We start from the raw sequence: 15,228 nt of genomic DNA, 5'->3' as shown, positions 1-15,228 counted from the left end.
CGACCAGACTAGACCAGTCGGGTGCGACGCCGAGGTGTTACTGCTCGTTCTCCAGGTCGGCTGCGACGCGGCGGTGCGCCTCCCAGATCTCCTCGGGCATCCGGTCGAACTGGGAGAGGTGCTCCTCGCGGAAGCCCATCTCCTGCTGCCAGCGCTCCTTGTCGATCGTGAGGATCCGCTCGAGGTCCTCGGGCTCGATGTCGACGCCCTCGAGGTCGAGCTCCTCCTCGGTCGGGAGGATGCCCACGGCCGTGCGCCGGCCGGTGACCTCCCCGTTCCTGAGCTGGAGCAGCCAGAGCAGCGGCCGCAGGTTGTCGCGGTAGCCCGGCCACAGGAAGTGGCCGTCCTCCGGGTCCTTCTGGAACCAGTTGACGTGGGCGAAGATCGGCTGGTCGGTCGCGGCGCCCACCACGTCGAGGTAGTGGCGCGCGTAGTCGCCCTCGCCGTAGGCCATGAACGGGCGGTTGGACATCGGGTCGTAGCGCAGCTGGCCGTCGACCCCCTCCGCGGCGAACGTGGCCTCCGCGCCCAGGGTGAGGCCGTCGTAGACGCCCTCGGCCAGGTCGGTGATCGCGCGGATGAGCGGCTCGCGGTCGCGGGTGCGGCCGCCGAAGATGATCGCGTCGATCGGCACGCCTACCGGGTCGTCGTAGTCGGTGGCGATGTTCGGCACGTTGGCGAGCGTGGTGGTGAAGCGGCTGTTGGGGTGGGCCCAGGCGGCGCTGTCGTCGGACTTGCGGTCGGCGAGCGGCGCACCCATCCAGTCCACCCAGCCGTGCACGTCGGTCGGCGGCTTGGGGGTCTTGCCCTCCCACCAGACCTCGCCCGTGCTCGCGTTGTAGGCGACGTTGGTGAAGATCGCCTTCGACCCCTCGCCGATCGAGGAGAGGGCGTTGGGGTTGGTGCGCTCGTTGGTGTCCTTGGCGACGCCGAAGACGCCGTACTCCGGGTTCATGCCCATCAGCCGGCCGGTCTTCTCGTCGACCCACAGCCACGCGATGTCGTCGCCGTAGAACGACACGTGGTAGCGCTCGCCCAGCGCGTCGGGGGCCGCCATCATCGCCAGGTTGGTCTTGCCGGAGGCGCTCGGGAACCCACCGCAGACGTGGTAGGTCTTCCCCGTCTCCTTGTCGTGGATGCCGATGAGCATGTACTGCTCGGCGAGGAACTTCTTGCTCGCCCAGCCGTCGTACGCCCCCTGCCGCAGGCCGTGCGCAATCTTGCCGAGGAGCGCGTTGCCGCCGTAGGACGACCCGAAGTGCAGGATCGTGCGCTCGTCGGCCACGGTCACGAAGTAGCGCTGGTCGTCGGGGGTGCCCTGGCCGAGGTTCTCCAGGTCGCCGGTGACGTGGACCGCGCGGACGAAGGAGTCCGGGTCCTCGAGGTCGTTGACGAACTGCACGCCGACGCGCGACATCCGGATCATGTGGAGCACGACCGTGCGGGTGTCCGTGAGCTCGACGCCGGCGGCCCACGGGGCGAGCTCGTTGCCGGGGGGCGCCATCAGGTAGGGGATGACGTACATCGTCTTGCCCTCGGACGCGCCGCGCATCCGGTCGCGGAGCATCGGCTTCATCTCCGAGGCCGGACGCCAGTTGTTGTAGACGCCGCGGTCCTTCTCGTCGTTGGTCGCGACGATGGTGCGCTCCTCGGAGCGGGCGGTGTCCTTGTAGTAGCTGCGGGAGTAGTACCGGCCCTCGCCGGCCATCTCCAGCTCGCCGGCCGCGACGGCCTCCTCCAGGAGTCGGGCGTCGTCGGAGGCGTTGACCACCTCGACGTGCTCGGCGCCGGTGAGCTCGGCGTACTCCTTCACGAACTCACGGACCTGGGGGTTGGTCAGCCCGGCTTCGTCCAGGACTGCCTCGAGATCTGCCATCGCGCTGCCTCTCATCGTGCGGTCGATCGTGCGGTGGGTGCGGCCGCCGCGGGTGCGGTGCTAGGCACCCTAGGGGATCGGGTGGTGGGTGGGACCGGCCCTCGGGGGGTGCTGATTTCACTCGTCCGGAGTACGTCGGCTATCCTCGTGCAGTCCTCGCGGGCCGGTCGGTCAGCGGAGACAGAGCGCCTGTAGCTCAACGGATAGAGCATCTGACTACGGATCAGAAGGTTTGGGGTTCGAATCCCTACAGGCGCGCAGCACACGAAGCCGCAGGTCAGTCCGCTGACCTGCGGCTTTGTCGCACAAAGTGCCTTCGGTCCTTGACGGACTGGCCCATGCGCCGGGAACTCCGGACACACTGCGGACACACCCCTCCAACCGGTGGAACGGGTACAACCGGCCGTTGCCGGTCGCGCGGCGAGCCATTGGCGCGTCTGGGCACTGCTAAACCGAACCGCTTGTAGGACCCGGCGGCCCCACGCATGTTCGCTTGCAGCGATGAAGATGCGCTCCATCAGTTGAAGGACCCTCCGTCAAATAGGCGGTCGCCAGGTCGCGGCACTCCAGACACTCGGAAGCGCGGCGTCGGTCGCCCTGCAATTCGCCCAGATAGACGCACCCGTATTGCGGTGAACACATGGCACGTGTCCAGCGCACGCTAAGGGTAAGGCCCTGTACGCCCCCCATTACGAGCCACCGCGGCCCTGACGCATTCGGTCGTAAGCCACCGTCGAAGAAACAACGAACCGGCCCGGCCCTCAGGCGGGCCGGGCCGGATGTAATGGATGTCCGTCAGGGCTGGCGGCCAGGGCTCTTTGCCAACCCCTCGTTTTCATCTCAGGCTGGCGTTGACGGTCAGCAGTCGGCGGCGGACCAGTTCAGGACGCCGAAGCGCGTCTCCTGCCGCAGACACATGCCGAGGTTCACGACGTCGTAGGCGACTCGTGCCTCGTGGTCGGATTCCAGCTGGACGCCGAAGTCATACGCACCGTCATCGAACAGCGCGCCGCAGACAATCTCGCCGGTAGCCGCGAGGTATCGGTAGGTCGACACACCCACGGCCACGGCACCCGGGCCAGTTGCGGCGCTCGCACCAGCAGCGGCGACGCCGCTACCCGTGGCGACGAAGTCGCCGAGCAGTCCACAGGCGAAGCCCGGCACGGCGCCCAGACCGTCCTCGGCGAACGAGGCCACATCGCAGGCCGCGGAAGCGGTGTTGCCTGCCGCCGGGACACCGCTCACGGTCGCGGTCGCTGCGATGATCGCGCACTTCATCCCAGTGCTGTACTCGACGCTCGTGTCAGACCCGAATCCTTCACACACCAAGTAGCGGCTCATCTCCGCGTCGTAGTCTGTGCGACTACCCCCGAACACGCCGTCGGTGGTCGTCGTGCCTCCGGGCCACGTCGCCATGCATGGGTCATCGTAGGACGTCCCAGACTCCACGGACTCCGAACCGTCATCACCTTGGTCGTAGTCGTTGCAGTGGGGGACGCCAGGAGTCCAGCTCGCCGTCCCGGTATTCAAGAACGCGTTGGGCAGCCAAGTCCCATCGTCGAGTCGATCCCAGATCGCGATGTCCTCGTAACCGTTTGACACCACCTCGGCCTCGACCTCACACACGACGCCGACGGGAGTTCCGTCGCTGAGAGCGGCGCCAATCTTGGTGGAGTTCATCGAAGGCGCCGAGCGGGGATAGATGCCGATGTCGGTAAAATCGACGGTGACGGTCGTGGAAGCGGCCGCTGGGGTGGCGGTGACAAGCCCAAATGCTGCGGCGAACCCGACCATCATGGTGAGGGTCACCCGACTTCTGATGAGCCTGCGGGCCTTGTTGTGGCGATTCTCGCGGAGGGGAAGCCTATTGAGTACGCTCATATCTGTCTGACCTCTCTCGTCTGTCACTAACCGGGCGGGCGGGGAGTCGGATCATCGAGGGCTGGCCTGGGCTGCAACCGGGCCGGCCCTTGTCTGTTAACTGTTGCAGAACCCCCGACGCACGTGAAGAGTTGCGCGCAGAGGTCCCCCAAAACTCGGCCGTCTCGGTCCACATCTCCCGGTAATCACGCCCGACCTGCCCTGATAACGGGTGGTTCCAGCGAAGTTCGCGCACTACAGTCCGGAGAATGGCGCGACCTACGGCGGAACTGCGGTGTCCATCTTGTGAGGTCGTAGGCCACTACAAGCCGTTGGGTGACCGCCACCCCAAGTCGCTCGAGCGCGAGTACCGCTGCCAGAGCTGCGGCCACAAGTACAAGACGGAGGAAACGGTCGTCGAAGGAGACCCCGATGCTTTCCTCCTCACACCGAAGAGCCCTGTGCCGGCGCGGTTCGACGCCGCCATCTTGGAGACCCATCTCGCGATGCACCTCAAGAAGTTGTTGACCGAGGAGCAACGTCATCGCATCGCGTCGCGGACGTCGGCGGACTTCCCACGCTGGTTGCCTGCGTTGCAGAGAATGGAGGTTCCAAAGGAGTACGCCCCCGTCGTCGGGACCGCACCTCTACTCCAGGCTGCGGCGATTCGGCCTGTGATCCTCGACGTGTTCACGAGGGAGGCGCGCAGCGAGTCCGATCCTGACGCAAGACGGCGTTTGCAATCGGCCGCCGCCATGTACCGCCTCACCGAGGTCGGCACCACGCTCCAGCCTTTTTCGAGCTGGTTACGCGGTTACTTCAACCTTCGCTTGCCCGCACCTACGGCAGGTAGTCGTCGCGCACATGAAGTATGGAGTCCTCCCGTCGGGAAGCCCACGCAACCGCGCGTCGTCGTTAAGAACCGAATCACGCAGGACGAAACGATTGTCGAAGGTGAAGCCCGGCAGCCGCGCGACCGCGCGGAGCGACGCAGCCGAGACCACGCCCAGTTCCGTCGAGAACGATTGGCAGCGACGGTCGCTGCAGCCATCGGTTCCGAGGACCACGGTCAACGCGTGTCTACGACTCAGTTCGCAGACCAGATCGTCGACTGGGTGCTGTGGTGCTGCGATGGGCAGCCCGTCGTCCGGAGTTCGCAATTGGCCGCATATGCGGCCGGCGCTTTGCGTCGTAGCGCACCTATAGCCTATTTGAGGTGGGCGACTCTAGGTAAGGAACTGCGACCGGAGGAATTGTTCGACGAGACCAGCGCGCTTATCACCAATCCGCCCCCCCCGGCTGGTCTTCCAAGCCCCGGCCTCACCAGGCCTGAACCAGCCCATGGGCCCATCCAGCCGGCAACAAATTTGAACGCCGCAACCCGAATCCCCACGCGCCTACCAAATCGGCTCGCATCCCGGTCCCATCCGCCAGCCCTTGTCCATCATGGCGGCAGGCCGACAGATATTTGACGCTTGTTGATCGTTCGAAGGACGTCATCGAGTCCGGCGGAGAGTGGATCTCCTCTGTAGGCCTCGAGAAACGCCGTGATGTCGCATCCCGATGTCGTCGAGGCCGCCGTCATCGGAGTGCCTGATCCGATCTGGGAGGAGCGCTCCTTGGTGGTCGTGGTCTTGGAGAGCGGCGTCCTTCCGGACGCCGAGCAACTCCGCACCTCGCTGGCTGACGGCTTCACAAGGTGGCAGCTTCCAGAGCGGTGGGCGTTCCTTGATGAGGTGCCGAAGACAAGCGTCGGGAAGTTCGACAAGAAGGCGCTCCGTCAGTTGCACGCTAACGGCGCTCTGTCCATCGTGGAACTGACTGGCCCCAGCCGGTCTCGCGGGTAGCTGCGAGTGATAGCTGTTCACAAGTTCAGCCGGCACTTTCCGGGCATAACGGGTGCGCAAGACGGTGGGGTTCGGCACCGATCACGTGCGACCCGGGCGCCGGAATCATCGAATATCGGGCGGGCAGCCATCTCTTCCACTGTGCGTTTGCCTAGCGGTGCGCGGGGCCTCCTTACCAAAGGCATAGGCCCGGTCGTAACGCACGCCCAGGCCCCGCGCGTGGGAGCATGGGGCAGTGAAGTTCACCGTCCAGTCCCTGATCGACGACCCTTTGATCAGGACCCGTCTGGTTGCCGGTGAAGCGGGACGTGACCGCGAGGTTGCTTGGGCGCACACCTGTGAAGTCGAGGACCCTTGGCATTGGTTGGGTAGCGGCGATCTCCTCATGACCGACGGCTACAACTTTCCCTCGGATGCAGACGGTCAGGCGAACTTCGTGCGCGAACTCGCCCGAGCCAACATCGCCGGGCTCGCCCTCGGTGAGGGCTTCGCAGCGCCTCCGCTAACACCTGAGGCGATAGCAGCTGCGGAGGACCTCGGTTTCCCCATACTACTTACAGCGAGGGCCGTTCCGTTCGTCACCATCGCCCGCGTTGTCGCTGACGCGGCGCGCGGCAGAGGCGACTCCCGCGCGTCACGGATCCTGCGCCTGTACGAGATTCTTCGCCGCACGCAGGGTGAAGAGGCCAAGGATAGTCTGCTCGACGAGCTTGGCACCGAACTGCGAGCGTCGTTGAACGTCGTCGAACTTCGAAGCGGACGACCTCTGCTTCCGAGCACCGCGCCAATCCCCGGTCCCCTGCGGGCATCAATCCTTGAACGAGTGCGCGAGCAGCGAGGGCAACTCTCCGCCTTCAACCGGTTCAAGACCGATGAAGCGTCGGCGCTCCTGATCCCGGTGGGTGCTCGCGACATGGCAGCCCTTCTGGTGATTCCTCACGCTCCAACTGATGCACCCGACCTCCTCCTGGCTCAGCACGCAGCAACGATCGCGGGACTCGAGGTGGAGCGACGGGCTGCCCGCGCAGCGCGGGTACTTGCGCGCGCGGCCGAGCTCGCTCGGAGCATGCTCGCCGGCGCCATCTCACCAGATGCCGCACTGGCGCAGATGCGCGCACACGGACTACGCGACGGTCCGTGGCGGGTACTGGTGTGGAACGAGACGCCCGACGACCCCATGGAACCTGATGTCGCCACCGGCGGGCTGGTCGAGTCGCTTGGTTTTGTGGAGTGGCCACACCTCTACACCTCGGTAGACGACACCCACCTGCTAGTGGTGTCGGATGCTGCCTACGAAAGCGGACTCGGCTTCGACGATTTCGACGTGAGCGTCGGGGTGAGCCAACCATTGGCTGCCATTGGGCGGCTGGCTGATGCATTCAGGGAAGCCAGATGGGCGCTTGAGAGCGCACGCCAGTCTGGTGCGCAGTCGGCGGTCTACGGCTCCCACGGGTCGTACTTCATGCCCAATACGGTGGCCGAGGGCGAGGTGGCAGTTCAACGACTGTTGGGCCCACTTCTCACCTACGACGAGTCCAACGAATCGGAGCTCGTTCGCTCGCTGCAGGTGTATTTCGACGCAAATCGCTCGTGGCAGGAAGGATCGCGACGGCTTGGGATCCACAAACAGACGTTGGTCTACCGGTTGAAGAAGATCGAGGAGATCTTGGGCGTGGACCTCAGGGACTTCGGCGTTCAAGCCGAGCTGTACCTGGCGTTGCGGACCCTTGGTCTTCTGACTGGTGGGGACGACGTTGATCCCAAACGGGTTAGCTCCACCGCCGGCAGGTTGCCTGACGGGTCTAGTTGACGCCCAGTTCGATGTGCTCCCCGATGGTGGGTACGTCCATCGTCGCGCGGGCATCGAACGCCCCGCTGCCATAGTTGCGCTCGGGTGCATCCTGTTGCGTGCTCATCGGAAAACCACCGTCCTCGTCCCGTTCATCAGGACACGATGCTCCGCGTGTGCGGTCACGGCGCGTGCCAGGGCGAGCGCTTCGAGGTCGCGTCCGATCGCGGTCAGATCAGCAGCGGAGCTCATGTGGTCGACCCGGGTGAAGTCCTGCTCGATGATCGGTCCCTCATCGAGGTCACCGGTTACGTAATGCGCAGTCGCACCGATGACCTTCACCCCTCGGGCGTGTGCTTGGAAGTACGGCCGGGCCCCCTTGAAGCTCGGAAGCAGGCTGTGGTGGATGTTGATGGCTCGGCCCGCCAGGTCTTCGCACAGTTCGTTCGAAAGGATCTGCATGTATCGGGCGAGGATGACCGAATCGGCGTCGTAGGACGTGACGAGTTTGCGCAGTTCCGCCTCGGCCCACCCCTTGGTGTCGGCGGTGACCGGCACGTGGTGGAACGGAATGCCGTGCCACTCGACGAGTTGGCGGAAGTCGTCGTGGTTGGAGACGACTGCCACTACCTCCGCGGGCATTGAACCGGTTCGTACGCGGTGAAGGAGGTCGTTGAGGCAGTGACCTTGACGCGACACCATGATGAGCATTCGGTGCTTGCGTGTGGGGTCGTGGACCTCCCACGCAGCGTCGAGTACGTCGCCGACGGACGCACCGAACTCGTCGCGAAGGGCATCGAAGTCGAACGTCCGGTCCGGGTCAGGTGCGGCGTGCACTCGCATGAAGAACAGGCCGGTGTCTTCGTCTCCGAACTGTTGGCTGTCGCGGATGCTGAACCCGCGATCAGCGAGGAATCCGCCGACCATGGCGACGATCCCCTGTCGGTCCTGGCACGAGAGAGTGAGGATGAGGTCGTGCATCAGTTCTTGGGCCTTTCGGACTTGGGGTCGTGCAAGGGGCGAAGGGATGCGCGGGCGGAGACTCGTTGGCCCGCGACTTCGATCTCGTAGCGGCCCTCTTGAAACCACGTACGTTCGACGACCTCGCCAGATTCCACCCAGCCGAGTGCGACGGCGCCTCCCAGGGTGTGGCCGTACTGCGCGGAAGCCACTCGTCCGACGAGCTGGTCGTTCCGGTAGATGGGCTCGTCGTGGAACAGCAGCTGGTCTGGGTCCTCGAGGACGAATTGGACGAGGCGACGGTTGACACCCTCGTCCTTGATCTTCTCCAGCGCTTCGCGGCCGATGAATCCGCCCGGCTTGTCCCACTTCACGGTGAACGACAAGCCCGCCTGGATCGGGTTGTCAGCGCCTGAGATGTCGTGTCCCCAACTGCGGTATGCCTTTTCGAGACGCAGCGAGTTCATGGCGTGGTAGCCGACCGGGAGAAGGCCAAGCGGTTCACCGGCGTCGCGGAGCAGGTACCAAATATGGTGAGCACTCTCGGAGGGGATGAGGAGTTCCCAGCCTAGTTCGCCGACGTAGGTGACTCGGGTGGCGCGCACCTTGGTGTAGCCGAGGTCGATCTCACGAGACTCGCCGAACGCGAAGTTCTCGTTGGACAGATCCGCGTCGGTCAACGGCGCGAGGAGGTCCCGGGCTCGTGGACCCATCACCGCCAGCATGGCCATCGTTCCGCTGACGTCAGCGACCGTGCAGAACTCATCGTTGCCGATGTGGCGCTTGAGATACGCGAGGTCCCGGTTCACGGTGGCTGGCCCGGATAGGACGAGGAACTCATTGTCGGCGATCCGGGTGATGGTGACGTCTGCTTCGATGCCGCCCTGCTCGTTGAGCCATTGGGTGTAAGTGATTCGGCCGACCGCCGTGTCAACGTCATTGACGGACAAACGGTTGAGGACACTGACCGCGTCTCGTCCCTGGACAAGAAGTTTGCCGAAGGACGACGTGTCGATCATGCCGACCGCTTCACGAATTGCGCGGTGTTCGCGCGCCGAGTGCTCGAACCAGTTCGGGCGCTCGAATGAGTACTCGTAGTGGCGCTGGACGCCGTTGGGGGCGTACCAGTTGGCACGCTCCCAGCCCGCCAGTTCGCCGAAGACGGCGCCAGCATCAGAGGTGGCTCCGTAGAGAGGGCTGACCCGCAACGGTCGAGCGCTGGAACGCTGCTGGAACGGCCAATGCACCTCGTACGACAGATCGAGCGACTCCAGCACACGAGCTTCGAGGAAGCGACGGTTAGTCTCATGGCGCTGCACTCGACCGAGATCCGTCTCGGGGAGGTCGACTGGGCTTCTCCCGTCGACGATCCAGTCAGCGAGTACGGATCCGGCGCCGGGGCCAGAGAGGAACCCGACGGAGTTGAAACCCGCGGCGACGAAGAAGTTGCGCAGGTTGGGCGCTTCGCCGAGGTGGTACTGGCCGTCGGGGGTGAAGCTCTCGGGGCCGCAGAAGTGCAGCCGCACGCCGGCATCGGCCAGCACGGGCACACGTTCGATCATCTTCTCGTAGAAGGGTCCGAGGTGGTCCCAGTCCTCGGGCAGCTGGATGAAGCCGTTGTTGATCGGGATGCCGTCGGAGGCCCAGGCGTAGCTGCCGGGTTCGAAGAAGCCCACCATCAGCGCGCCCGCTTCGTCCTTGACGTACGAGTACTCGTCGCCGCTCTTGATGGTGGGAAGGTTCCTTGGGAGGTCCTTGATGGCTTCAGTGACGACGTAGTAGTGCGCGAGTGCTTGGAGGGGAATGTCGACTCCGGCCATGGCGCCGATCTCTCGGCCCCACATTCCCGCTGCGTTGACGACGTACTCGGCTTCGATGGTCCCGGAGGTGGTGTGAACGCCGGTGACGCGGCCGTCGGCCGTGTCGACACCAGTTACGACGACGCCCTCGATGATGCGGACCCCGCGCTTGGTGGCGCCGCGGGCCAGCGACATCGTGGTGTCGGTAGCGCTTCCGCGTCCGTCCTCGGGGAAGTAGAGGCTTCCCAACAGCCCCTCCGGGTTAAGCAGTGGGTGCAGTTCGAGAGTGCGGTCTACGTCGAGGATCTCGGCTTCGATTTTGTTGCCGCGCACGACCGACGCAAGATGCTTGATCTCGGCGAGTCGCTCGGGAGAGGTTGCCAAGTTCATCGTTCCGGTCTTCACGAAGCCGGTGGAGAACCCGGTGTCCTGCTCAAGGCTGTGGAAGACGTCGAGGCTGCGCTGCACCACCTCGCGGGTTCCCCAGGTACCACGCGCTTGCGTTACCAGTCCTGCCGCATGCCAAGTGGTGCCGGACGTGAGCGTGTTGCGCTCGAGCAGGACGACGTCGGTCCAACCTCGCCGCGCGAGGTGATACGCGGTGCTGGTTCCGATGATTCCGCCGCCGACGATCACGACCTGTGCCCGAGCGGGCAACTGCTTCGCTTCCATGAAGCCACCTTCCCTCGATGTATCACGGTGCCGGGGGATAACACCTACGAGCCATGCGACGGTCCATCAATGGAGCGGCCTACTGTTGTGCGATTGACCAATAGCCGGTTCGCTCTAGGTGCGTCACGGTTGATCGCGAACGGGCCATCGTTGCGAGTGCCGACGTGTCGCGCGAGATCGCGGACAGGAACCGGGGTGCGTCTCGTTGCGAAGTGCGGCCGAGATTCCTGCCCCGTGCAGGTGCAGTCAGGAGGGCCATCAGGTGGACCGTAAGGCCATCGTCATCGACGGCAAGCTCGCCGCCCAAGGGGTCAAGGACTCGCTCAGGGACCGCATTGTTGCTCTTGAGGCGATCGGACATCGCCCGGGACTTGGAACGGTTCTGGTTGGCGAGGATGCGGGCTCCCAGTCCTATGTCGCCGGCAAGCACCGTGACTGTGCAGAGGTTGGCATCGAGTCGATTCGAATCGATCTTCCCGAGAATGCGAGTCAGACCGCCATTCTCGACGTGGTGGAGAGTCTTAATGCGGACCCGCGATGCAGCGGTTTCATCGTGCAACTGCCACTCCCCCGCCACGTCGATATGCATGCGGTACTGAACGCCGTTGACCCCGACAAGGACGCGGACGGTCTGCATCCGGTGAACCTTGGCCGACTGGTTCTCAACCAGCCTGGAACCTTGCCGTGCACTCCGCGCGGCATCTTGGACCTCTTGCGGCGCAATGACGTCCCGATCACTGGATCGCAGTTCTGTGTCATCGGGTGCGGGACGACTGTGGGCCGACCCTTGGGCCTCATGTTGACTCGCCCGAGTGAGCACGCCACCGTCACGATGGTCAATGAGGCAACCGTCGACGTCGCCGCTCACACGAGGGTGGCTGATGTGGTGATCGCGGCCGCTGGCGTCGCCCATCTCGTGAAGCCTTACTGGATCAAGCCTGGCGCCACGGTCCTTTCGGTGGGTATCACGCGCACCGTCGAGGGGATCCTTGGCGATGTTCACCCGGACGTCGAAGGTGTGGCCGGGCGGTGGACCCGCGCGACCGGGGGCGTTGGTCCCATGACACGCGCAATGCTTCTCATGAACGTGGTTGAACTAGCCGAGCGGGCCGCTGGTCTGGCGACCGACTCGACACTCGAGACCCGTGCGGTCTCCTGAGATCTCTTTACGAGACAGCACGATCGAAGTGATGAACACTCTCGCGGACCATTGAATCCGTCACGTCGTCTCGTGGTTGCTCGGCGACATCAGCATGCTCACGGGCGTTTGAGGGCATCGTGGGAGACGTCCACCCGGATGTGAACATGTGCCTGGACGGTGGACGCGTGCCACAGAGGGCCTGGGGGCCGGGCTGCTACAACGTCCAGCGGCAGTCGTCAGAAAGGTACGGCTCGCACTTCAAGCACCGCTGCTCAGAACATCCAGCGCACTGCTCGAGTTCTGCGCCGCAGTCCTCGCAGGGCTTGTGGGACTTCGCCTGCGTCGCTGACCACCCCGTCTTGGCCGGGGTCGCCCATTTCGTCTGCCTGCCGACGGCCTGTGGTTGTGCCATCGTCATACCTCCATCGGGGTCGCAGGATGAGGATTGCCGCCCACCAGTGGATGGGCTTGGGGATAGTTGGCGGAGCCAGGAGCGTCGCGTGCTACTTCTCGTCCTGGCTTGATAGGGACAGTCCACGCAGCTTGTCCGACACCAGGACTAGACGGTTGGCCAGGTGTTCAAGCGCGGCAACCTGCGGCGTTCCAAGAGGTTCGTTGTTCGACTGGCCGGTAACGTGCGATACCCCGTACGGGTTGCCGTCGACGAACTTCAAGGGGTCGGTGTAGCCGGGTGGGACCAGGACACCGCCGAAGTGGTAAATGCTGTTGTAGAGGGCGAGCAGCGTCGACTCCTGACCGCCGTGCGCCGTCTGCGTGGCCGTGAAACCGGCATAGGCCTTGTCCGCGAGCAGGCCCTGGGACCACTGGGGCCCGAGCGTGTCCAAGAACTGCTTCAACTGACTTGCGACGTTCCCGAATCGTGTTGGTGTGCCGAATAGGACACCGTCAGCCCAAACCACGTCCTCGGCCGAGGCGACGTCGATCTGCTCAGTTGCGTTCGCGTGCTCTGCCCACGCCTGGTTGCGCGACACTGCTTCCGGTGGGGCCAGTTCCTCGACTCGGAGAAGCCGGACCTCAGCTCCCGCGCCGCGCGCGAATGTCGCCAACCGCTCTGCCATCGAGTGGATGGTCCCTGTAGCGGAGTAGTAAATGACGGCGACCTTGACGGGCGACATGTACAGCCTTTCGGTACGGGGTGCAAGCGGACTTCTCGATGTTGCCTCCCTGCGGACCAGCCGTCCTACTCACTGTCCGAAGAAAAGCCGCCGGCGTTTGCGTAGTGAGTTGCGTTCTTCCACGGCTAGCCCCAGCCCGGCGCCACGGCCCTGCTCAGTCGCCACGGCCTGCATCGCGCAGATCCGTCCAGGTCACGAGCTTGATGCGGGAGCGTCCTTCGTCGCGGCCAGCGTCCACTTCTGCAGCGTCGATACGGCGCCAGCCGTCTACGTCCAGCAGGCCGGGTCGCCGAACGCGTGCGAGGGCTGCGAACGAGTCCGAGTCCCCGGGCGGATCGGCAAGGCGACCTTCGGTGAAGTCCTCGACCAGCGACGCAACTGTTTCCGCCGAGTCGACACGGTTCGTCCCGATGACCCCGGAGGCGCCTCGCTTCGCCCATCCGGAGCAGTACACACCCGGAACCACACGCCCTGTGGACAGTTCTGTGACCCGACCAGCACGATTCGGGACAGTGCCTGTGTCTGCGTCGAAGGGCAGTCCGTCGATGGGATGTCCAGTGAATCCCAGCGCCCATACGACCAGCGAGGCTTCGATGACCTTGGTGGTCCCGTCAGGGCCGGCCAGCTCGACGCCGGTCACGTGATGGTCCCCCAGGACCGCCGTCGGCGTCAGCCCGTAGCGGAGAACTATCCGTCGACTGTGTGTGCGCGGGCGAGTGGCGGCCTCGGCGACAATCCTGTATCTGCGAGGAAGGGCCCAGCCGCGGCTGGACGCCCCGGCAACGGTCCGATCATCTTCGCTGACAGCGACTTCATCCGCCTCAGCGAGAAGGTCAACAGTCTTCAAGCTCGCCAGCGCCGCCAGCTCGGACGTGCTGTAGGCAGCGAAGGCTTGTGACCTGCGTCCGACAACTGCTACTTCCTCGATGCCGCTCGCGGCGAGAGACTTCAGGGCGCCGTCGGATACGGCCGTGGACTCGTACGCGGCGGCCGGCTGGGCGAGAAGGCGAGCGATGTCGAGGGCGACGTTGCCGTTGCCGATGACGACCGCTCTGGGCCCAGTCACGGGAAACGGCAGTGACGCTCTGTCGGGATGGCCGTTGTACCAAGACACGAACTCTTGAGCGGAAACGGAGCCGACGAGATCTTCTCCCGGGACGCCGGCCCGTCGCGGACGACTTGCCCCTGTCGCCACGATCACCGCGTGGTGATGCTCCAACACTTCGGCGATCGAGAGGTCGCGTCCCACCTCAACATCGAACAAGCAGGTCACGTTCGGCCTGACCAGCACACGACCGAGCCGATCGGCCACACGTTTGGTGGACTCGTGGTCAGGAGCGACGCCTGCACGGATCAGCCCGAAAGGCGTGGGGAGCCGCTCGATGATCGTCACCTCGACACGAGGGATCTCTGACAGTTCGGCGGCCGCGTAGAGGGCTGCGGGGCCCGATCCGATGACCGCCACCCTCATTGTGGACACGCTGTGAGGAATATGGTGGCGGGAGACCGCCGGCGGCTCAGCTGGCGTCAACGGATGTGCCTTGAAGTAGTCGGCGTTGATGGCACCGAACTCGGAGAGGCTCGGAGGCAGTTCGTCTTTAGTGGAGATGGCATCGACGGGACATGCAGTGGCGCAGGCGCCGCAGTCGATGCAACTCGACGGATCTATGTAGAGCTGCTCAGCGGTCGCGAAGTCTGCGTCACCGGGTCGAGGTCGGATGCACTGGACTGGGCACACAGGGACGCATGCCGCGTCCTTGCAACACGACTGGGTGATAACGAAGGTCATCTTCGGCGCCCCCTCCGGCCTCGACGCTCATGCTCGCCCGAGGATGCCGCTCCGGCATTGCAAGGTGCTGCAAGATCGACGGCAAGAATGTACGGAAGCCGCAAAGACTTACAGGCAGGCCCAACTTGGAACCTCACATGTTCCGAATGGTCGTGCACACACCTTTACGGCGCTACTACCGCTTCCACACAAGCCGTTGGGCAACTTTGACGGCGACCGTGCAGGCCTGTGATCGCCACCGCTCCTAGGTTGGACGAATGTGTGGCATGGGATTCGTCGCTAGTCCGCCTACGCGCCGGCCCTCGGCAACGACGCGTGCCCGGGGAGGCGGCCGATGAGGGACATTTGGCGTGTTCCAC

Annotated in this window: 9 protein-coding genes and 1 tRNA gene; 4 read left to right on the top strand and 6 right to left on the bottom strand. The window is 64.6% G+C overall.

Going from position 1 to position 15,228, the window contains the following annotated elements; genetic code table 11:
* Positions 1 to 37: 37 nt before the first annotated feature.
* Positions 38 to 1,876, bottom strand: coding sequence for a phosphoenolpyruvate carboxykinase (GTP) (locus J2X46_RS23285; RefSeq protein WP_310254825.1), 1,839 nt, complete (start codon positions 1,874 to 1,876; stop codon positions 38 to 40).
* Between the two features lie 185 nt (positions 1,877 to 2,061).
* Between J2X46_RS23285 and J2X46_RS23280 the strand changes: the two genes are divergently transcribed.
* Positions 2,062 to 2,134 (top strand) — tRNA-Arg (locus J2X46_RS23280).
* A 600-nt stretch (positions 2,135 to 2,734) separates the two neighbouring features.
* Here the strand turns inward: J2X46_RS23280 and J2X46_RS23275 are convergent.
* Entirely contained in the window at positions 2,735 to 3,685 is a 951-nt protein-coding gene (locus tag J2X46_RS23275) for a hypothetical protein (protein WP_310254823.1), read from the bottom strand.
* Between the two features lie 1,601 nt (positions 3,686 to 5,286).
* Here J2X46_RS23275 and J2X46_RS23270 point away from each other — a divergent pair.
* Both J2X46_RS23270 and J2X46_RS23265 read left to right on the top strand, forming a co-directional pair.
* Positions 5,287 to 5,583 carry an AMP-binding enzyme gene (locus J2X46_RS23270; protein WP_310254822.1) on the top strand — a complete coding sequence of 99 codons (297 nt, stop codon included), beginning with the start codon at positions 5,287 to 5,289 and terminating at the stop codon, positions 5,581 to 5,583.
* Positions 5,584 to 5,818: 235 nt separating this feature from the next.
* Positions 5,819 to 7,393: a PucR family transcriptional regulator ligand-binding domain-containing protein gene (locus J2X46_RS23265; RefSeq protein WP_310254821.1), complete on the top strand. Its 1,575-nt coding sequence runs from the start codon at positions 5,819 to 5,821 to the stop codon at positions 7,391 to 7,393.
* A gap of 102 nt (positions 7,394 to 7,495) precedes the next feature.
* Here J2X46_RS23265 and purU read toward each other — a convergent pair whose 3' ends face one another.
* A complete protein-coding gene (purU, locus tag J2X46_RS23260; protein ID WP_310254819.1) occupies positions 7,496 to 8,353 on the bottom strand; it encodes a formyltetrahydrofolate deformylase in 858 nt (285 codons plus the stop codon).
* Positions 8,353 to 10,803 (bottom strand): FAD-dependent oxidoreductase, encoded by a 2,451-nt coding sequence (locus tag J2X46_RS23255; RefSeq protein ID WP_310254817.1) that lies wholly within the window; start codon positions 10,801 to 10,803, stop codon positions 8,353 to 8,355. Before J2X46_RS23255 ends, purU begins: the two co-directional genes overlap by 1 nt.
* A gap of 262 nt (positions 10,804 to 11,065) precedes the next feature.
* Here J2X46_RS23255 and J2X46_RS23250 point away from each other — a divergent pair, with 262 nt between their 5' ends.
* Positions 11,066 to 11,962 carry a bifunctional methylenetetrahydrofolate dehydrogenase/methenyltetrahydrofolate cyclohydrolase gene (locus J2X46_RS23250; RefSeq protein ID WP_310254816.1) on the top strand — a complete coding sequence of 299 codons (897 nt, stop codon included), beginning with the start codon at positions 11,066 to 11,068 and terminating at the stop codon, positions 11,960 to 11,962.
* A gap of 485 nt (positions 11,963 to 12,447) precedes the next feature.
* Here J2X46_RS23250 and wrbA read toward each other — a convergent pair whose 3' ends face one another.
* Positions 12,448 to 13,080, bottom strand: coding sequence for an NAD(P)H:quinone oxidoreductase (gene wrbA / locus J2X46_RS23245; protein ID WP_310254814.1), 633 nt, complete (start codon positions 13,078 to 13,080; stop codon positions 12,448 to 12,450).
* 154 nt (positions 13,081 to 13,234) lie between these two features.
* Complete coding sequence (locus J2X46_RS23240) at positions 13,235 to 14,869, bottom strand: FAD-dependent oxidoreductase (protein WP_310254812.1); 1,635 nt, start codon at positions 14,867 to 14,869, stop codon at positions 13,235 to 13,237.
* Positions 14,870 to 15,228 lie beyond the last annotated feature (359 nt).

The sequence above is a fragment of the Nocardioides sp. BE266 genome, from assembly GCF_031457855.1.
Classification (GTDB): Bacteria; Actinomycetota; Actinomycetes; order Propionibacteriales; family Nocardioidaceae; genus Nocardioides.
The sequence above is the reverse complement of the archived record's forward strand: the minus strand, read 5'-3'. Positions and strand labels throughout refer to the sequence as shown.